General features: G+C 71.1%; 17 protein-coding genes. 13 read left to right on the top strand and 4 right to left on the bottom strand.

The window, feature by feature from the left end:
- The first annotated feature begins 7 nt into the window (after positions 1–7).
- The 8 genes from CRV15_RS28825 (at position 8) to CRV15_RS28790 (ending at position 8965) form a co-directional block, all read left to right on the top strand.
- Entirely contained in the window at positions 8–1390 is a 1383-nt protein-coding gene (locus tag CRV15_RS28825; RefSeq protein ID WP_003958589.1) for a PLAT/LH2 domain-containing protein, read from the top strand.
- Positions 1391–2397: 1007 nt separating this feature from the next.
- Positions 2398–3162: a GNAT family N-acetyltransferase gene (locus CRV15_RS28820; RefSeq protein ID WP_003962949.1), complete on the top strand. Its 765-nt coding sequence runs from the start codon at positions 2398–2400 to the stop codon at positions 3160–3162.
- Positions 3159–4211 carry a site-specific integrase gene (locus CRV15_RS28815; protein WP_003962948.1) on the top strand — a complete coding sequence of 351 codons (1053 nt, stop codon included), beginning with the start codon at positions 3159–3161 and terminating at the stop codon, positions 4209–4211. The genes CRV15_RS28820 and CRV15_RS28815 overlap by 4 nt, the downstream gene beginning before the upstream one ends.
- A gap of 23 nt (positions 4212–4234) precedes the next feature.
- Positions 4235–4516, top strand: a complete 282-nt coding sequence (locus CRV15_RS28810; protein WP_003958593.1) for a hypothetical protein — start codon at positions 4235–4237, stop codon at positions 4514–4516.
- Between the two features lie 252 nt (positions 4517–4768).
- The gene (locus CRV15_RS28805; RefSeq protein WP_009998933.1) at positions 4769–5137 is read left to right on the top strand and encodes a hypothetical protein; all 369 of its coding nucleotides are present in this window, start codon (positions 4769–4771) and stop codon (positions 5135–5137) included.
- Positions 5138–5222: 85 nt separating this feature from the next.
- The gene (locus CRV15_RS28800) at positions 5223–6656 is read left to right on the top strand and encodes a hypothetical protein (protein ID WP_009998931.1); all 1434 of its coding nucleotides are present in this window, start codon (positions 5223–5225) and stop codon (positions 6654–6656) included.
- A 722-nt stretch (positions 6657–7378) separates the two neighbouring features.
- A complete protein-coding gene (locus tag CRV15_RS28795; RefSeq protein WP_230864346.1) occupies positions 7379–8419 on the top strand; it encodes a glycosyltransferase family 4 protein in 1041 nt (346 codons plus the stop codon).
- A gap of 132 nt (positions 8420–8551) precedes the next feature.
- Positions 8552–8965, top strand: coding sequence for a DUF4158 domain-containing protein (locus tag CRV15_RS28790; RefSeq protein WP_003958598.1), 414 nt, complete (start codon positions 8552–8554; stop codon positions 8963–8965).
- Between the two features lie 994 nt (positions 8966–9959).
- Here CRV15_RS28790 and CRV15_RS28780 read toward each other — a convergent pair.
- Both CRV15_RS28780 and CRV15_RS28770 read right to left on the bottom strand, forming a co-directional pair.
- On the bottom strand, positions 9960–10601 hold the full coding sequence (locus tag CRV15_RS28780; RefSeq protein ID WP_003956005.1) for a class I SAM-dependent DNA methyltransferase: 642 nt from the start codon (positions 10599–10601) through the stop codon (positions 9960–9962).
- Positions 10602–11280: 679 nt separating this feature from the next.
- Positions 11281–11820: a hypothetical protein gene (locus tag CRV15_RS28770; RefSeq protein WP_238546010.1), complete on the bottom strand. Its 540-nt coding sequence runs from the start codon at positions 11818–11820 to the stop codon at positions 11281–11283.
- 158 nt (positions 11821–11978) lie between these two features.
- Between CRV15_RS28770 and CRV15_RS28765 the strand changes: the two genes are divergently transcribed.
- Positions 11979–12662, top strand: coding sequence for a GOLPH3/VPS74 family protein (locus tag CRV15_RS28765; protein ID WP_003956008.1), 684 nt, complete (start codon positions 11979–11981; stop codon positions 12660–12662).
- A 148-nt stretch (positions 12663–12810) separates the two neighbouring features.
- Here the strand turns inward: CRV15_RS28765 and CRV15_RS28760 are convergent, their stop codons facing one another.
- Positions 12811–13530 carry an NADPH-dependent F420 reductase gene (locus CRV15_RS28760; protein ID WP_003962944.1) on the bottom strand — a complete coding sequence of 240 codons (720 nt, stop codon included), beginning with the start codon at positions 13528–13530 and terminating at the stop codon, positions 12811–12813.
- A 181-nt stretch (positions 13531–13711) separates the two neighbouring features.
- On the opposite strand from CRV15_RS28760, the gene CRV15_RS28755 reads away from it, so the two are divergent.
- From CRV15_RS28755 to CRV15_RS28745, 3 genes are all read left to right on the top strand, one after another.
- On the top strand, positions 13712–14302 hold the full coding sequence (locus CRV15_RS28755; RefSeq protein ID WP_003956011.1) for a TetR family transcriptional regulator: 591 nt from the start codon (positions 13712–13714) through the stop codon (positions 14300–14302).
- A 277-nt stretch (positions 14303–14579) separates the two neighbouring features.
- Positions 14580–14870, top strand: coding sequence for a hypothetical protein (locus CRV15_RS28750; RefSeq protein ID WP_230864347.1), 291 nt, complete (start codon positions 14580–14582; stop codon positions 14868–14870).
- Between the two features lie 36 nt (positions 14871–14906).
- On the top strand, positions 14907–17135 hold the full coding sequence (locus CRV15_RS28745; protein ID WP_230864349.1) for a hypothetical protein: 2229 nt from the start codon (positions 14907–14909) through the stop codon (positions 17133–17135).
- Between the two features lie 682 nt (positions 17136–17817).
- Here the strand turns inward: CRV15_RS28745 and CRV15_RS28740 are convergent.
- Entirely contained in the window at positions 17818–18627 is an 810-nt protein-coding gene (locus CRV15_RS28740) for a class I SAM-dependent methyltransferase (RefSeq protein WP_003956016.1), read from the bottom strand.
- Between the two features lie 457 nt (positions 18628–19084).
- Here CRV15_RS28740 and CRV15_RS28735 point away from each other — a divergent pair, with 457 nt between their 5' ends.
- Entirely contained in the window at positions 19085–19777 is a 693-nt protein-coding gene (locus CRV15_RS28735) for a hypothetical protein (RefSeq protein ID WP_230864351.1), read from the top strand.
- Positions 19778–19951 lie beyond the last annotated feature (174 nt).

Below are 19951 nucleotides of genomic sequence, written 5' to 3'. Positions count from 1 at the left end.
TGGCATCATGACCGTATCGACCGACGTACCCCCTTCGCCCTTGCTGGACTATGCCGTGCGCGCGAACCCCGCTCCCCTCAACGTGAGTTCCGACAGCTCCGAACCGGCCCTGGCCGACATCGATGTGATCGTCTCCAATGGTGGCGGCGAGGCGATTCACTGCAGAAGCATCGTCCTGTCGCTCTCCGTCGGCTCCTCCGCCCGGGATCTCACCGAGAGCCCCGAGACCGTGTCCACCGAGGCCATACCCGCGGGTATCTGGACCTTCGCCCCGGCTCCGGCCACAGGCACCCGTCAGTCCGGTACCGGACAGGGCGTGGGTGACACCCCGGCCACGGTCCGGTACCAGGCGACCCCGGTATCAGGTGACTACCTCACCCTCACCACGGACGGTGTCGCCTTCCGCCTCGCGGACATCCCGGTCAACTCCACAGCGGGCACCACCCGGATCTCCATCGAGGAGGTCTCCACCACCGGAGAGCCCACTCAGGCCGACAACTGGCCGACCACGCCGTACCTCACCAGCCGGGCCCTGACCAAGGACCACGCGACCAGCAGAAGTCTGGTGGTGGACTCGCTGACGGTACAGGGCGACGCGAACTTCCAGAGTGACTTGATCCTGGCGGACCAGAAACAGATCCGGGCAGTGGAATCCGGCACCTTCTCAGTGCAGTCAGCTGTACTGGAATCCCCCCAGATCTCCGGAAGCCTCCATGGCGCCGACCAGGACCCCATCACCGTCGCCAGCAACCTGCAGTTCAACGACCAATGCGTGATCGGGCCGGTCGGCGATGGAGTCCTCTGGATCAAACAACCTCACATCCAGGGCACACTTCTGGGAGAGGACAGCACGCTGCACATCGGCGACGCCGTCACCGCGGACAAAGGCATCACAGCCACAGGAGTGTCCAGCTTCGAAAAGCTGCAAGTGACCTCCGAGCTCTACGGCGTCAACGGAATCCTGAACGTCACCGCGACAACCCTCGACGCCTACAACATGACGGTAGACGGGACACTCGGCACACCAACGCCATGGGCGGGATATACGGCGAGCATCACGATGGCCAATACCAACGGCGCAGGAACCGACGCAGACGTCTACATCAAAGTCAACGGGGTCCGGCAGAATTGGGAGATAGGGCCCCTTGACCATCCAGATGAAAACGACTTCGAACAAGGGGGAACCTATGCATTCTGGCTCGATATCCCCTACATTGGGGATATCGGCCAGGCAGTGATCCGCCAGTCGGGTGGCGCCGCCTCTGCGGACATGTGCGTCCAGAAAATAGTCATCACTGAGAAGGTGCTCAACAAGACATACACCTATGACAGCGGCGGAGTATGGATAGACAAGAACTCCTCCCACACTTTCGACCTGGTAAGAAGCTGACATCCGCAGCCCCACGTGAACACCAAGCCCCACCACCCTCTGCACGATATCCCGCGGCCTCACCGGCAGTGCGTGCACCCAGGCTGGAGACTGGTGGATCAACGGAGTGCGAGGCCAGAATAGATGGCGATCATGCTTTCACTCCGGCTTGACGGAGGCAGGCCAGCCCCGTTTCCCGTGCCGACCGTCCCGGTCCGCGCGGGAGTCGGCGAGGTACACGGGACCCCGCACCGCCTCCTCCCGCCCGGGTGCTCTGCCCGCCCGGAGCGAAGACCATCTGTGTGGCCGGGGTCGCCGACGGGCCCACACCAGCGCACAGGACCCGGGATGTGTATTCGGTGGGGTTCTTCGGAGCTCTCTACCGGCGGGCCCCGGTCCCGTGGCGGCCGTCAGGCGTGCGCGCGGTCGTCGGCGACCCGGCCTGTTTGTCACTTGCGTGACCGGTGCGCATGAGCTGGGCGAAGTGGTGACAGTAGGTGCTGTCCATGTATCCGAGGGAGCCTGACCGTACGCACCGGCGACAGCCGCTCGAACCTCAACGTCCAGCAGGCCGAAAACGGCTCGCGGCGCTGTACGCGGCCCTTCTCGGCGTACCCCACCTCGAACGCAGTCCGCCCCAGCCTTCCCACATCCACCGCCCACCCCCAGGCCGATCACACGGAACAGATCCGAGCAAAGCCACCAAGTCGGCACCGGGCGCCAGCGATACGGGCTCAAACCGCCCGAGAGGGGGGAAGACCACGTGTGAAAAGCGGCGATCAGTGACAACGCAGCCTGAGATGCACCCGTCCGACAGGCAACATCACCTGAGACTGGCCGCTTACCACGGCGCGGCGGCGACAACGTCACCCGAGACCAGCAGCGAATCCAACAAGGTCACCTGAGTCAGGGTGAATACCCAGCGAGACGGGACAGCGGACCACCAGAGGTTCGCGCGGATGGACGCGCTGCCCGGACCCTGATTCCGGATCCGCTCTCCTTATCCGGAATCAGAAACCGGCGCGGACATGGCAGCGAATCCGGGGGAGTCCGGGGAGCAGGGGCGGAAGATGCCGAGCGAGATCCTCCAGGGCCCAGGGCGGGCCCCTGCGGCGGTGACGTCCCCTCACCCGCCCGCCCCCGCCCTGGTCGCCGGTCACACCGCCGACCCGTCCGAGGTTCGTCCGGCCGCCCTGCTACTGGACGAGGCCACCCACGTCGCCCGCCGGGCAGCCAGGACCGGCCCGGGGGACGGCCGGGAACTGCTGCTGATCCACCGGACCACCCCCACGGTCAATCGTGACAGGGGTCCGGCGACGATTCCCCCGCCCGAACCGCCCGGCACCGCACGGCCGGTCGGTCCCGGCCCACGGACGGTCCGGGAGCGCCGACTCCAGTCGGCCGACCCGGCCATCTGGGTCCACGCCCTGCTCCAGGAGCTGTGGGACCCGATGCCCCCGGGCGCCCCGCTGGGCCTGGAACTCGCCGCCGCCGAGACGGTGCTGGAGCTCCAGTACCTGCGGGTCTCTCTCCTCTGCCGCGGCCAGGGACACGCCGCCCGGGTCCTGACCCGGCTGTGCGCCGAGGCCGACGCCCGCGACCTGACCGTGGTGTGCACGCCGACCAGCCGGTTCGGCGCCGACCGCGCCCGGCTCCAGCGCTTCCTCCGGCGCCACGGCTTCACCACCGTGCCCGCCGCGTCCCGGCTCACCGGCCACATCTGGGAGCGCCCCACGCCCTCCCGCCGCGCCACCGTCCGTACCGCTGTTCGCGAGGAGCAGGAGACATCATGACCGCGCTCGTCCCTGCCCCCGCCCCCGCCCCGGCCGGACCGGCCGTACGGCGCCGTGCGCACGCGGATGTCACCACCGCGGACGGGATGCAGATCTCCGGCTCCGCCGCCCGCCGCCTCATCGACTCGGTGCCCCGCAACAGCCACGACGCCCGCGCCAGCCGCTGGCGCACCTTCACCACCTGGTGCGGCGAGCACGGCTGGGACGCCACGGAGCCCGGCGCGGTCCTCTCCCACCTGGCTGACCTCGCCGACCACGGCCACCCCACCGGCACCCTGGAAGCTCACTTCAGCACGCTGCGCGGTCTGCGGCAGATCGGCACGAGCCCGCCCGCCTCAACCTTCACGACGCCCCGCATCACCACCGTCAAGGTCGACGACCCCGCGACCGGGCGGCCGGTGCCGGTGAAGGCCCTGGTCATCAAGCTCCGCCGCTCCAAGGCCGACCAGCGGGCCCGCGGGCACGAGATCCGCATCCTGGCCCCCGGCGACGACGAACTCTGCCCGATCTGGGCGCTGGAGGAGTGGCTGGAGGTGTTCGCCGCCGACGGGCAGCTCGCTGCGAGGCCGTTGCTGCGCCGGATCGACCGGCACGGCAACATCGGCGCGAAGGCGGCCGACCGCCACACCAAGGATCCGCTGCGCCGGGGCGGGATCACTGCCGAGACGGTCAGCGACCTCGTCACCTCTACCGCCCGGGCCGCCGACCTCACCCCCACCCCTACCGCGGAGGAGAAGGCCGCCGCCACGGCGGCGAAGCAGGAGGCGTATGCGGCGGCCGGGGCGGCGCCGACCGCCGAGGAGGCCGGGACGATCCTGAAGGCGTGGCGCACCGCTGCGTGGGCGGCCCGGCAGGCGGTGCGCCGGATCACCGGGCACTCCATGCGCCGGGGCTGTATGCAGGCGATGCTGGGCGCCGGACACCCGGCGGAGAAGGTTGCCCTGCACTCCCGGCACAGTGTCTCCCGCAGCGCGTTCGACGTGTACCGGGAGAAGAAGCTGACCTGGGCCGAGGCGACCACCCGCGGTGTCCTCGACCTCGCCGCCTGACCCCATCACCCGGAGGAACAGCCGTGCCCACGACGTACCCGACCAGCCTGCCCACCGTTCCCGAGGACCGGTGGGACGCCCGGAAGACAGCCGACCGGGGCATCGAGCCGCGCGACGGCGAACGGGACCTGTGGGTCTCCGAGTTCATCCTGAACGCGGACACCGCCGAGCAGGCCGAGGAACGCCTGTTCGCGTACGTCGACAACGACTACGAGGACGACCTGCGCGGCGCGACCGCCACGGCGGAGGAGGAAACGGCGCCGGGCACCTGGACCGTCATCCTGGCCGTGCCGGGAGAACACTGAGAACGGAAGGCTGACGACGACCAAGACAACGGGAAGCTCTCTCCGGGCGCTCGCGGCCGGTGCTCTCGTCGGCACCACCACGATCGCCCCACCGGGTGCAGCTCCTCCGTACGGCGGGGCCCGCCCGGGCCGAGAAGGACTCCACCACATCATGCTGCTGAACACCCCCTCGTACTGGCCCAGGGAGAACCGGACCGGATCTGCACCGTCCACGTCCACCGTGCCCACCGCCGCGCCGGCGAAGCCCCCGTGATGGACGCCGACCAGCTCGCGGCCCTTGAGGCGAGCGCCCGGTCAGGTCTACGTCTCGTCCCCGAGTGCGTCACCGCCCAGCAACCCGGCGCAGACGTCGAACTCGTCCAGCACCCCGACGGATCGGCCGATGCCGTGGCGCGTGTCGTGTGCGACTCCGAGTTCTGCGCCGCCGTCGCCCAGCGCTGCACCCGTGACGCCGGCGAGGACGTCGAGGCCGAGGCCACCCGCGTCTGGGCCGCCGGAATCCTCACCCCCCGTACGGCAGACGGATCCGCCGATCACTCCGTAGTGACCTGGCAGTCCGTTCCCTACCCGCCGGGGCAGTGGTGGGGAAAGTCAGCGTACGAGGCCTCACCGGCACCTTGACCACACCTCCGTACTGCCCGGATCCTTCCTCCGGCGCGGAGAATTGACGCGGGCCCACGCCCTGGGGGCGGCTACCGTGTCCACCATGAGCACGCCCGGTCCGAGCGCCGCCCCGATCCCCCTGCACATCGCTGGCGAACCGCTGACGTCCCCGGCCCCCGACGTGATCGGCACGTCCGTCGGGGCGGGCCGTCGGCCCGCCCCGACGGTGCGGCCGGGAGTGGTGGACTGGGCGGCGCTTGGGGCGGAGCCGCGGTGGAAAGATCAGGAGACCGGCGACTGCGCGGCCATTCTGTCCCCCGTCCTCGGACCCGCCACCGGCCTGGAGCCCTACAAGCGCTACGCCGCGGGAGCCCGGCAGCGAGGTGAGACCGCCCTCGTCGTCGCCTGTACCGGTGCGGGCGAACGCTGCCACAACGTCTTCTCCGGCACCGTCGCTCCCGGCATCCACCTGCCCGACCGCTACGGATCGATCTCTGCCAACCCGCTCCCCGCCGGTGTGAGTCCCGAACTCGCCGACGGCCTGGACCACGCCGAGCACGACCTCGGCACCCGGCTGCTCAACCGTCCCCCGGACACCTGGTTCCGCCTGACCTACCTCAGAGAATCCAGGTCCTCGCGCCCCGGAGCTGCCAGGGTGTGGCCGCCGCCGGGGGAGGGGGAGCTGCGCCCGATTCTGGTCGACGGCCTCGGCGACCCGGTGGCGGGGGTGTGGATGCCGACGGGCGGCAGTGCCCGGTGGTTCGTGGTTCCCCACGGCACCGACCAGCGGCTGCTGGTGGAGTGGCTGGTCCGGCACGCGCTGCCCGCGTACGTGCCCGGCGCGCTGACCCGCGCCCGCTCGACCCTGGTGCGCGACCCGGCGTTCGCCACCGACGCCGAAGCCCGGCTGGTCGACACGATCGCCGAGGAGCAGCGCGCCCACGAGCAGCGGCAGACCGAGCTGCACCAGCAACTCGCCGCGCTGCGGGCCGTGACCGATCCGCTGCGCGACGATCTGCTGTTCGGCACCGGCCGCCCGCTGGAGGACGCGGTGCACGACGTCCTCGTGACGGCCGGTGCCGCGGTGACCCGCCTCGACGACGTGTACGGCACCGAGTCGGCGGACCTGCTGGCCGAGTACGGCGGCCGTCGAGTCCTGGTCGAGGTGAAGTCGGCGAACAACCGGCCACCGCACAGCCTGCCCGACAAACTACTCAAGCATCTGAACACCTGGCCGGGTCTGACCGGGACCGAGCCTGTTGACGGCGGCGTCCTGGTGGTCAATCACCAGATCAAGCTCCAACCCGCTCAGCGGGACGTCGAGGTCTACACCGACCGCGCGTTCGTCGACGTGCTGACCGTCCCGGTGATCGGCAGTGCGCGTCTGTTCGACTGGTGGCGCCGCGAAGACTGGGATGCCGTGCGACACGCCGTCTTCGGCGAAACCGGCGTCGCGCAGTCTCCTGGGATCGCCGTGCCGGATGCCGATCCGAAGGCGCCCGGGCGGCCCGGTCTGCTCTCGCGCCTGCGTCGGTAGCCGGCAGACGCCTGACCCACCGTCCGGGACCAGGTCGCCGAGCCTGCGTACCAGGGGCAGCAGTTGCGGAGACAGCGCGTGCAGGACGCCGTGCCGGTTGGACGGATGGCTGGTCCGGGACGGCATGCTGCCCTCAACCCGTCGGAGGCGCTGGAGCGCTGCGGACGCAGGCGCCCAGGTGTTCGGCGCACGCGGCCGACCTCGGCCGCAGCGGGCCGCCTGTAACGTTACGGGCGGCCCGGCCCGCCCCGCTGGTCAGCCGGGCCACCCGGCTGGTGTCCCGATCGGCATCGCGCCGGGGGCGAGCAAGCCCGCCGTCCATCCCGGGCCTCTCGGCCCGGCTCGGGACACGTCCCCGGCCGGATGCGCGATATCCCGTGGGTTCGCCCCGCCTCGCGAGGCTCGATACTGCGTCTGGTCAGGTGCATCGCGACACGCGGGCCGTTTCTCCTCGCCTGATCATGACGGTTCTTCGGGAATCCTGAGAAACCGTCATGATCACGGCGGGTGTGGAGGCGACGATTCCCCGGTTGACCTGTGGCAGAACAGGCCGACAGCGGAACGAACCCACGGGATGTCGCGCCAAATCGGCGGTTCCACGGCCAGACTGGCGGTCAGCCGGCCAGGGTGACCTGCTGTCCCGCCCCATCGGGCAGCGGGCCGCTCCTTCCGTCTTTGACGGTTCGCCGACATCTCTGAGGTTGGCTGCCTATCATTGCCGGGTGATTTCCCACGTCTGGACGCCTTCCTCGTTCTGGACTCCGCCGTTCCCGCTACTGCCGGGCAGCGGAGGAACGGAAACCTTCACCCTGGGGCAGTGCCGGGAGTTGACCCGCCGGGGCATCGACAACCAGGTGGTCACCTTCCGGCTCGGTGAGCAGGACGGCCGGTCGCAGGCACCGGACGTGCGTTTCACCGGCTACCCGACCCCTGGCGACGTCGGCCTGCTGGAGGGCGAGGTGGTGCTGGCCACCGAGCCGCTGCGCCTGTCGACCAGCAGGGTGCCTCACGTGATGATGCACAACCTCCCACTGGTCGGCCGGGATCTGGCGTTCTACCGGGAGGGCTACGCAGGTCACCGGCTGCTCGCGCCCAGCTCGGCCGCCGCCCGGGGGTGGGCTGACTTCCTGGACCTCAGCCCGGGCGAGATAGGAATCGTCCACCCGTTCGCCGGTGTCGAGTTCGCGAACGAGCCGGAGCCGGAGCGTGAGCCGGGTCCGGTACGGGTCCTGTTCGCGGGACGGCTCGGCCCGGAGAAGGGGATCTACACCCTGTTCGAGGCGCTGCACTCGTTCGCCGGGGACGGGGACTTCGCGTTCACTGTGGTGCTGGCTGGCGACCAGGACGCCGCCTACGCACTGGCCGAGCCGCTGGTGCGGGCCCACCCGATGATCGAGGCAGTGGCACCACGTACCTCCGCGCGGGAAATGGCGCGGCTGCTGGTGACACAGGACGTGCTGGTGATGCCCAGTCACAGCACCCTGTGGATCGAGCCGTTCGGAACACTGTCCGCCGAGGCGCAGCACGCGGGCTGCCGGGTGGTGGCCAGCGACCTGGGCGGTCTGCCCGAGTCCGATTGCGGGGGCCTGGTGCTGTGCCGCCCCGACGATCCGCTCGCGCTGGCCCGTGCGGTCCGCCGGGCGGGCGCGCTGGGCCGGCTGACGCCCGCCGAGCGCAGGGCTGCCGCCCGGCAGCGCACTGCGGCGCACTCGGTCGACGAACTGCTGACCGCGCTGACGAGCGGGCTGCCCGCCCTCGCCTGAGGCAGGGGTATCGCCGAGGTGAGCCCAGAAGGGGCCACAGGATGATCTTGGGGTGCTTATGCCCGGCCCGGCCCCGCCACCCATCCGGCCCAGTGTCGGTGGTGGTGGTGTTGACCACTGTTCGGGGCTGGGGTGGGTTGTGACCTCGATCGAGCGGACCGCGTATCCGCGGTCAAGCGGCTGATCACCGCGCATGAGCTGCATCTGTTCTTCGCGCCGTCGCGGGATGAGGTCCGGTGGGCGTCGGAGGCCACGGACGACGACGGGCATCTGCTCGCTCTGCTTCTGATGCTGAAGTCGTACCAGCGCATGGGGTGCTTCCCGAAGCTGGAGGACGTGCCGGAGATGGTGGCCGACTTTGTGCGGCGCCAGGTGGGGCTGCCGGAGGGCACGCTGGCGGTGTACCGGGCGGGGAAGACCGCGAAGAACCACCGGGCCTGGTCCGGAAGCGGTGCGGGGTGCGGTACGACCAGGCGGAGGCCCGCCGGGTCGCGGAAGGGGCGGTCCGGCGGGAGGCAGGCTTGCGGAACCGTCCGGCGGATCTGATCAACATCGCGCTGGAGAAGGTGGTGGAGGCCGGGCTGGAGCTGCCGGCGTTTCAAAAGCATCGGCGGCACGGGTGAGTGCGACCGTCCCCGTGGTCCTCGGGGCAACAGCCGACCCGGGCGCTACGGCGGGCGGCGGCCGGGCCACGGGCATTCGCGCTGAGGTGATGCGGAGGGCTGTTCAGAACCGGTACAGGGCGTGCCGAGCTCACCCGACATCCGGAGTCCGTGCGCGGCCGGCTTCCTTCCGGAACACCCCCGCGCCGGTCACTCCGGCAGATACCGTGCACCTACCCAGACCGCACCACACAAGGACCAGCCCGGAATGCCGGCAAACGAAAACAGCATGACCACCTGACAACACCCCAGGTCACGAAGCATCCGCCCCGCCCGCGCGGGGATGGTCCGGTCTTTATCTCGGCCTCGCTCCCGAAGGGGCCATCCGCCCCGCCCGCGCGGGGTCGCTCCCGGGGCCAGTTACTAGAAAAGTAACTGGCCCGTCCACCCTGCCCTCGCGGAGATCGTCCGACTTCTGAGCACCTACTCACGTGAGTAGGTTTTTCTCCCCGCTTGCAAATGATTTGTTCGTTATGTTGGTGTGGTGGGTCAGGGAGGTGGAGGGGTGCTTGCGGCAGCGGGGGTTGTACGCGGTTGCGGTCTCGCCCGGGCTACGGCGGGCAGCGCGGCCCTGACCGGCAGCCACCAGGGCGGTGTGGGCGGGCTGGTCCGCCGGGGCCCGGGGGCGGCGCCGGATTGTGGCCAGGTGTATGTAGGCGGCGTGGGTGAGGTGCTCCAGCGGGCATTGACGAGCTCCAACGGGAGATCAGCAGGCTGGAGCAGCGCAGCGTCGAACTGACCTCCGTGTTGGAGGAGGCCCGATCCGATTTCGTTGCCGCGAGGGAGGTCAACCGGGACCTGGCCAGGGCTCTGAATCAACGTGGCTGAGGCGGTCCAGGTTGTCGCGTGCTGTCGATGGCGGCACGCGGCAACCTGAGTCACTTCCCTGCGCGCATCAGTAGATGCCCCCGGCGAAAGCGCTCACCGTCGCATGGCTCACGCAGCATCCGGCCGATCTCGGTGAAGCCGGCCTCACCGGCCAGCCCCGCGAGGTCGTCGATCGGCCACCGGTAGGCCGTCGCCACTTTGTGGTCGAACGCCGTGGCCGGCTCGCCTTCCGACTCGAAGAAGGCGAGCAGGAGAGTTCCCCCGGGTGCGAGTACCCGACGGAACTCGACGAAGTACGGTGGCACGTCCTGCGGCGAGGCGTGAATGACCGAGTACCAGGACACGATGCCTTGCAACTGGCCATCGGCCAGGTCTAGGGCGTCCATGGAACCGACCTCGAACCGCAGGTCCGGGTATGTCTCGCGGGCGAGACCGATCAGCACCGGCGACAGGTCGACGCCGAAGACGTCCAGGCCCAGATCCCGCAGGTGCGCAGTAACAGGTCCAGGGCCGCATCCCAACTCGGCGACGAGCCCGGAGCCGGCGGCCCGCACATCCTCAGCGAACGCGCCGAGTACCGCGCGATCCAGCGGAAAAGTGTGGAGGTCATTGCGGGGCAATTCGGCATAGCGAACAGCGACGGCATCGTAGGCATCAGCTGTCGCACGGTGATACGAGGAAAGGTCAGTCACAAACGAGGACCCTAGTAGTGCTTCGTTACGTCGGGTGATCTCGGCTGGTAATGGGCATCCTGCTGGTATGAGGCTTGGGGAGGTGGAACGGCTCCGGGGTGAATTGTCGGAGTTCGTTGCCGATGCGTTCGCCGTCACCACCCCCGGAGGGGTCGCAACATTCCCAAACTTGGGAACGGCCCGCCCCGGGCCCGGGGCGTCATCACCCCAGGAGGGGTAGCAACACGTGGTGGTCGAGTCACATCCGCCCCGCCCGCGCGGGGTTCGGTATGGGCGATCACGGCTCTGGCCGTCGCCTCGCACAACGGGGTAGCCGGGGCCGAAGGGGACGTGTCGTCCACGGGGTGGACGACAGCAGGAAGAAAAACAGGAAGAAGGGGAGAAGCGGGGAAGGGGGCCGGTGGTCCCGGTCCGGATAGTCATCACCGTCTGGTGGTGACCGTCCGGGCTGACTTCCCGGCCCTGAACACCCAGGAGCGGTTACATGCCGTCAGGCAGGCAGTAGACACACGCCTCGGCTGCGTCGTCGTTGTGGCACCCGCACGACGGGCACTCCCAGAACCTGAGCGTCCTGATCAGGGCCAGGACACTCACCGCGGCCTGCTCACGGACCGCTTGTTGACCTCGCGCACCTTGTCCGACAGCTTCTTCCGCTGCACGTCGGTCATCCGGGTCGCGGTCATCGGGCACCCCCACGACCGGCGGAGGTGGGGGTGAGCAGGGGCTGGCGGACATGGCCGGGGGCCATCTCCGCCAGCGTCCGGCGGGCCTTCCGGTCGGCCGCCGCGGCGCGCTGGTCACCGTCGGCGGTCAGGTGCCGGACGAGGCGGTGGAACCACTGGGCGGGTTTGTCGTGGGGTTCGAGCCACTCCCGCTCCTCCTCGTCCTGGACGTCGTCGACGACACCGGCCTCGACCGGCGGGGGAGTACGGCGCTTGGCGGAGCGGCGCTCGGCCGGGCCCGGATTGAAGACCGCGACGAACTCGCCGACGGTCGGCCGCCGGTGCCTGGCCTCGGACTGGCCCGGGGTCTGGCCCGCCAGGCCGCCGGTCGTGCCGAGGGCGTCGCGGTCGAGGCCGGTGCCCAGGGTCCGGCGGCGCCGGAACACCCCGGCCGTCTCGTCGTCGCGGCCTACGGCCTCCTCGATGTCCCGGGCTGACGGTACCGAGGTCGCGGGGCTCACCGGTGAGCAGCCCGGCGCGGACCATGTCGTCCTCACCGCGGTTCGGGTCCATACCCCCTTGGTCCCGCAGGGCGAGCCGGAGGCCTCGCGGTCGAGACCGGCCCTCAGGGCCAGGCTCTCGAAATCCTCGTACCGGCCGCGCAACCCGGACGGCCGTGCGGGGAACTGATGACCTGTCCCGTACGTCTGGGTAAGTGGAGCCGACCGACGGGGGGACGGGCGTGTCCGTGACGCTGGCCGAGGAGATCATGCTCCTGTCGCTGGACGACGGGTCCGGGGCGGTACGGGAGCGGCAGGCCTGCCAGTGGGCGGTCGCGGGCGGAATCGTCCTTGACCTGGTGTTCGCCGCCCGGGTTTCCGTGGACGGCGGCCGGATCACCGTCCACGGCACGGCCCCGACGGGGGTCGGGCTGCTCGACGGCCGGCTCGGGATGATCGGCACGTGGGCCGCGGGGCGGAGCCGGCCGCCGAAAGTGACGGCGTGGCTGGCCAAGGACCACCGCAAGGCGCTGGACGCCGCCGTCGAGTCCCTCAGGGAGCGCGGCCTGGTCGGCGAGGAGGAGCGCAAGGTACTCGGGATGTTTCCGTTGCGGCGGTTCCCCGAGGTGGATGGAACGGCCGAGAGCGAACTGCGCGCACGGCTCGCAGGCGTGGTGCTGCGGCACGAGGAACCTGATGACCGCACGGCCGGCCTCGTCGCCCTGCTGCATGGGGCAAGACTGCACCGCCTGGCCTTTCCCGGTCTGCCTCGGCGTGAGGTCGTTCCGCGAATGCGTCGGATATCCGAGGGGCAATGGGCCGGTGAAAGCGTCCGCAAGGCGATCAGGGAAATGCAGTCGGCGATGACTCCCGTCGCCCTCGTCACCATGAGGAGCTGACAGCACCGACTGCACGGCACCCGCTACTCGAAGTCCTCCGGCGGGGGCGAAGATGTTTTGTCTTCGCCCCTCCGGCGGTCGGCTCGTCTTCCACTGAGCAGCGTCCCGTTCCCTCTGCGGTGTGTCGGCAGGTGGTGGGTCTGGTGCCTCAGGGTGCGGCAGTGGCGAGGAGTTCCCGGATGCGGTGGGCGGGTGCGGGGACGGCGGGGGCCTGGAAGATCCACTGCTGGATCTCCTGCTCGCCGAGTCCCTCGGGGAGCGGGGGCATGTAGGGCAGGGCCTGGAGGGCGGAGCCCGGCTGCACGGGCCGGCTGTCGGCGAGGGTGCCGAGGTCGACGGCGTCGTAGCCGAGGGTGTCCAGCAGGGCGATGACCTCGGACTTGGCCCCCGGATCGTCGGCGGCGACGGGCAGGGCGCTGCGGTCGGGGGCGCCTGCGGGGCGGGCGAGGTCGAGCAGGTGGCGGAAGAAGACGTTGTTGAGGGCCTTGACCACCCGCGATGCTTCGAGGCGCTGCTGCACGTACGCGCTGGAGGTGAGGTCTCCGGTGTCGAGCGCGGCGATGCGGCCGTCGCGCTGGGCGTAGTAGTTGGTCGCGTCGACGACCGTGCGGCCTGCCAGGGCGTCGGCGGGGAGCTGGCCGATGGCGCTCAGGGGGACGGCCGCGACGATGAGGTCGGCGGTCCGGGCGGTCTCGGTGACGGACGCCGCCCGGGCTCGCGGCCCCAGGTCGGTGACGAGGTCGGTGAGGGTCTGAGGGCCTCGTGAATTGCTCAGGACCACGTCGAGTCCGGCGTCGGCGGCGAGGCGGGCGACCGTGCCGCCGATCATTCCGCTGCCGATGATGCCCAGCGTTCTGGTCATGGTCATGTCTCCGTTTCACAGGGGGTGGGGGTCATCGGTGCCGGACCGGGCCGCCGGTGGTGCGAGGACCTGCGGCGTGAAGGCCGGTCTCCCATTTCGACTCCAGTGTCATGATTGACACTGAGTTCCACATTGGTTTCTTTGTACCATTAACGCGATGGAGAGCCAAACCGAGAGGACGGCCGGAATGACGAGCGCGATCACAGGCACCACCCGGGGCATCGCACGAGCGGCCGTGCGCGCGGAGCTGGCGCAGGTGGCCTTCGACCTCTTCCGCCGGAACGGGTTCGACAAGGTCACCCTCGACGACCTCGCCTCCGCCGCCGGAGTCTCGCGCAGCACATTCCTGCGCTACTTCCGCACGAAGGAAGACGCGGTCCTCGGCGCCTTCGACGCACAGGGGGAGAAACTCGCCGCCGCACTGCGGGACCGCCCCGCCGCCGAGGACGACTGGACGGCCCTGCGGCGCGCCATGGACTGCGTCCTCGACCCCTACCGCAAGGACCCCGAGCACTCCCTGGCGCTGGCGGCGCTGGTCCGGGAAACCTCCGCGCTGTGCGCGCGGCACCTGGAGAAGCAGGACGGCTGGCGGGCGACCCTGGCCCGATCCCTCGCCGAGCGCTCCGGCAGTCCCGGCCCCGGCACGCTCGCCCAGACCGTCCGGGCGGCAGCCGCTCTGGACTGCCTCAACGCCGCCCTCGACCACTGGACCGCCTCCGACGGGCACTCCGACCTCGACACCCTCCTCGACGAGGCGTTCGCGGTCCTCGCTACGTAACGGCACCCCCATGAAGACGGCACCGGTCCGTATGTAAAGGGACGCCCGGTGGGCGCCCCGGCGACCACGACGGTGACGTCGGCTCGGCCCGCAGGCGTGATGTCGGTGAACGACAGTCTCAGAGCCGGTCCGCAGGCGCAGGTCTCGGGACCCATTTCGAGCTCTGGTGGGGGGTGTCCGCTTCCGCGCGTACAGCGGGCGCCTGGTGCCGATCCTGACGCCGAAGTCTGTGTCCGCGCAGCAGCTCCGCCTGCGGCTGCGGCCATGGGGTGTCGCTGTGAGCGCGGCGGTGGCCGCCCGCCCGGGTTCCGGGTGCCGGGTCCCCGGCACCTGCGCGGACGCGGCTTGGCCCGGTGCCGGTGCCGGTGCCGGTGCGGGGCCGGGCCGTCCGCTGGCGCTGGGCCGGGACGCCCGGGCTCGGCTGGGCGGTGCGGTGCGCGCGCTGCTGGACACGCCGGTCCTGGACGGTGTGCCGGACGCGGTGCGCCTCGCGGTGCTGGTGCTGGCGTCGAGGACGCCTTCGGAGACCGGTGTGGTGGTGATCCGTACGGAGGAGCTGGCCCGGTGACTCGGGTTCTCCGCCTCGTACGTCGCCTCGGTCGTGGTGCCGGTGCTGCGCCGCTCGGGCGTGGTCTCCATCGACACGGCGGAGGGCGACTACGGACAGGACGTCGGCCTGAAGTGCAAGGTGCTGCCGCTGTGGGCGGCGCAGGACGTGCTCGGGCATCGGCTGAACCTGTCGAAGAAAGAGTACGCCACCTTGTGGCGGCGGCTGGAGGCGGTGATGGGCCCGGGTTGGGCGCACCGGGACGGTTCGGTGACTCCGGCCGGTCTGATCGGTATGCGTACCGGCCGGGGTGCGGCGACGGACCGTCTCCCGCTGCTGCTGGTGCTGGAGGCGCGGGAGTCCGGGCGGTTGCGGCTGTGCGGCGGGGCGGTGGACACCCGGCGCGGCCGGGCCGCGGCGACCGTGGCGCGGCTGCTGGGGTGTTCGGCGGCGGCGGGGGAGCGGGTGCTGGAACGCCTGGAGGACCAGGGGCTGGTGCTGCGGGTGCGGCTGCGGACGGGCTCCGGGCTGTCGAACCGGTCGCGGCTGGTGGTGCCGGCGGTCGCCGCCGCGCACGGCCGTACGGTCGCGGCCGACGACGCTCTGCAGGACGGTGCGGAGGCCCTGGAGCCCGGGTTTTCAGACCCCGACGTTACGGCAGGGCCTGGTGAGGCGCCCGGGACGGACACAGACCCGCAGGTCAGCGGTGTACCCGTGGCGGATGCGACGGTTGTTGCAGACTCCGACGTTGCGGCAGCCCTTCACACTGATCACCCTCCTGTGGTCTCCCGTAGTGGTTCTGATGAGCTCTCTGGTGGGTTTTCCGTCGAAGGCCGTGGAGTTGACGGCCGTCGGCCGGACCGCGCGTGCGTGCGCGAGGACCAGGCCGTCGACCGCGAGACCGGCGCTGCCGGGACCGGGTCGTCGGTGGCAGAGGGCGGCCCGCTGCGCGGGGAACAGCCGAAGGAGTCCCCGGTCGACGAGTGGGCGGCGCAGCGCGCTGCCGGGGCTGGTGCCGGTGGCCGGCCGAAAGCCGCGGTGTGGGAAACAGCGCAGCAGCAGCGGAGGGTGGGCCTTCCGGCTGATCTTCGTCTGCGAGTGGCGCTGGGGCCGGTCTCCTGGTTGTGGGAGCGGCTGTCGGGGTGGCAGCAGGACCAGGTCGAGGCCGCCGCGAAGGCAGAGCTGATGCGGCTGACGGACGTGGGAGTGGCGTCGGAGGGTGCGCCGCGGCTGCTGGCCGACCGGCTCACCGACCGCCTCCGGGAGACCGGCGGCGAGGCCCTGGTCACCACGCCGTACGGGTGGCTGATCCGCCGAGGTCTGCCCCAGCGGCAGACGTGCTCGCACCGCAAGTGCGACGACGGAGTGCGCCTGGACACCGGGGAGGAGTGCGAGAACTGCGGCAACGTCATCCACCTCCGCCGTGCTCTTCGGGCCCGGACCTGCGCCGAGGTCGACCGGGAGCTGCCCGGCCTGACCGACGGCGAGCGGCAGTGCGTCCTTGAGGAGCGGCTGCGCGAGCACGCCGCCGTTGAGGCGGAGGACTTCGTGTGGCGCCGGGAGCGCGCCCGTGAGCAGCAGGCCCGCCGGGATGCGGCCCGTGCGGCAGCGGCGGAATGGGCGGAGGCCGAACGCGCGGCCGTGGCCGCCGCCGACACGGTACGCCAGGCGCTGCTGTGTGAGGGCTGCGGCCAGCCGCGCGCCGGTGGGCTGTGCGAGACATACGGGTACCGGCGCCGGACCGAGACCCTGATCGCGGAGGCCGGACTGGTCGCCGCGGCCTGGGCCGCCGACCTGACCGACGCGGCCGCCGTCGCTGCCGTCCGCGCCGCCGTCCGGGCATGCCTGGAAGCCGCCATCCGCATGGCCCAGGACGACTTCCTCCGGGCAGCGGACCCGGACGGATTGGCCGAGAACCCGGACGCGACCGAGTCCGCGCTCGCCTTCACCGCACTCCACACCCTGGAACAGTCACTCCCCGAGTACCACAGCAGCGCCCTCGACCAACTGGGCCGCACGCCGGAGGCCGACGCAGAGGCCCGCCGGGCATACAAGACCGAGCAGGGGCGGCGCTGGTACCGGCACAACCCGCACGGCGCAGACGCCGTCACCGTCGCCACCAAGGCCGCCCACACCGCCCGCGAGCGCGCTGCCGAGTACCTGCTCGCGGCACGGCTGAAGCAGCTGCGCGAGCAGGCCGCCGCCCGGACCGAGCAGGCCACCGCCGCGCCGTGGACGGAGCGCTCGCCGCCCGCCTGGTGGACGGCGACGCCACCGGGGCGGTGATCGCATGACCGGCGGGCTGAGCGGCGTCGACCTCGCGCCAGGCCCTGGTCGCGGCCCCGGAGGCGGCGAGGAAGAACGGCGCCGCCCCCAGGAAGCCGAAGCGGCGCACCACCGCCGTCATGCGGCGCTACGGGCGCGAGCCGCTCACCTTCGGCACGGCAATCGGGATGATGATGACCGAGCGTGGCCTGGTCGCCCCGGCCGCAGGTGGCACCATCCTCGGCGACTTCGACGCCGTCCCCGACCTCGCCGGGCATGTCGCGGCGGTCGAGTACGACGCGGACACCGGTGAGCTGACGCTGCGCCCGGTCTCCGCGGCCTGGGGACAAAGGCCCGTATGGAGACGGCTCGGGTCATCGCTGCCGCCAATCAGGCAGCGGGGCGTTCTGGCTCCCGGCACGGTCACCGACGCCGTGACGACGACCGCCAATCCGGCACCGCAACCGACCGTGTCCGCCGTGACGTTGGAACGCCGGACACCGCCGGAGGGCTGCCACCGCGCGATCGAGGCGCACCGCCAGGCCGCCCGGCTGTCCCTGGCGGACCCGGGCATCGCGAAGGCGGTGGGACGGCAGGCCGCCCGCGGTGCGGGCGCTGTCCCGCCGGGCGGGCCACCCCCGCGCGGGGGTGGCCCGCCCGGCAACCCGGATCTGGCCGGGTGCCGCAGCCGATGCCCGTGGGTTCAGCGGCGGGCGCGAACCAGGAGGAAAATGGGGCGGCGGGTGTACTCGGTCATCCGGAGGTCGACGGGCGCCGTCGGGTCGGGCCGGGGCTCCAGGACCTGCTCGATGAGGAAGCCGGTCCCGGTGAGAGCGTTCAGCAGGGTGCTGATCCTGCGGTGGTGCTTGGGAACGGTGGTGCCGAGCCAACGCTGGTCACGGGGGCCTTCGACCCCGTAGTCGTCCAGTTTCCAGTGCCGTGGGTCGCCCGTCCCGTCCAGGCACCAGCCCTCCTCCTGGGAGGCGGTCGCGGTGTGAACGGGGTGCTCGGTGGAGTAGACGAGGACACCGCCGGGCCGCAGCCAACGGTGGACACGGCGCAGCAGTCCGGGGTAGTCGGCGATGTAGTGCAGCGCGAGGGAGCTGACGGCCAGGTCCAGACTGCCGGGGTCGAGCTCGACCGTTTCCACGGGCTGGTGGAGCCAGCGTATGGAGTGGGCCTCGTCCTCTCCTGTCAGCTCCCGCGCGCGGTCGATCATGCGGGCCGAGGGGTCCACAGCGAGCACAGAGCGTGCGCCGGATCTCGCGCACCACCGGCTGAGGTCGCCCGTACCGCATCCGATGTCCAGCACGTCCCGGCCGACCGGTGAGGGTATCAGGGAACGGATGGCGGGGTGTTCGAGGGCGTCGTTGGACAGGCGTCCGGCGGAACCGGCCCGGAAGGCGGTGTAGGCGTCGAAGAAGTCCGGGTCGTCGTACACCACGGGGGTGCCGGGCGCGGTTGGTGTGCTCCGAGTCCTCGGTGTCCGGTGGTCCGGCTGGTGGGAGACCATGAATGCTCCTTCTCTCGGGTGCGTCCGGCGGTTGCCGCCGGCGACGGGACCCGCGCCGCCGCGCGAGTACGGGCGGAGTCCCCGGTGGTCAGCAGTCGACGCGGTGGGTCGCGTCGGCCCAGGGGTGGAACGGCGGAGGGCTGTGGGCAGCGCCCGGCACGCGACGCGGATCGCCACGATCCCGGCGTGCTCGGTGGGGTCGTCGGCCGCAGTCGCATCTGGCCTCGGACAGGCTCACCGTGTGCGACTCCACCGTGCGTCCGTGACATCGGCCGGTACCGGTTCCCACTCATCCCTGACCCCTCCCCTCGGGCGATCAACCGCGGTGGGTCCCGCTCTACCCTGCGGCGACCACGGCAAACCCGGGACGCCGGACCCTCACGGAGGCTTGACGGCCAAACGAGGGCCGAGGGCTCCGACAGTCGGGGCGGCCGCGGTGTCCTGCCACACCCCGCCGGTGGCGAATGCCGGCCCCACCGCTGCACGCCCCCTGGAGGGCTACCAGTCGGTGAGGTCCACCAGCCGCTCGCAGTGCGGGGCGCCCGGGGCGGCGGTGGTGCGCCAGGTCCCGGTGATCAGGTCGGGCAGTGCTGCCAGGAGGGCGTGTTGGCGTACCGCCGGGCTTCACATCGGCGGCGGTTACCCCGGTGGTGTCGTCGCCGCCGACCTCGACCACCCGGGCGCCGTCGCTGCCGTCCGCGCCGACGTCCGGGCATGCCTCGGGGCCACCATCCGCATGGCCCAGGACGACTTTCTGCGGGCAGCAGGCCCAGACGGATTGGCGGAGGAAGCAGACGAGACCGCGTCCGTGCTCGCCTTCACCGCACTTCAGACCCTGGAACAGGCACTCCCCGAGTACCACAGCAGCGCCCTCGACCGGCTGAGCCGCACGTCGGAGGCCGACGCGGAGGCCCACCGGGCATACCGGACCGAGGAGAACCGGCACCGAGACCGCGCAGCCGCCACGGCCGCCGCCAGCACTGCCCGGGAACGCACAGCCGAGCATCTCCTCCCAACGCGGCTGGAACGGCTGCGCGGACAAACCACCGCCCACGCGAGGAGGGCGACCGCCTCGTGGGCGGACCGCCTCACCGAACTCGCCGCTCGGCCCTCGCCGGCGACAACAGACAGATCGGCTGCGGCCGGGTGATGGCAAGGCCCGACATCGGCTTCACGGCTGCCTCGGTGAGACGACCATGTAAGCCGATCCCGGCGGCGACACCTCAGACCGGAGCCGGTACCGACGATCACGAAGAACCCGGAACCGGTGCATGCCCGGTCGATCGCCCCGGCGATCGCCTGTCGCCCTGGAGGCGTTGTACGT

Origin of the sequence: Streptomyces clavuligerus (assembly GCF_005519465.1) — a bacterium.
Classification (GTDB): Bacteria; Actinomycetota; Actinomycetes; order Streptomycetales; family Streptomycetaceae; genus Streptomyces; species Streptomyces clavuligerus.
The sequence above is the reverse complement of the archived record's forward strand: the minus strand, read 5'-3'. Positions and strand labels throughout refer to the sequence as shown.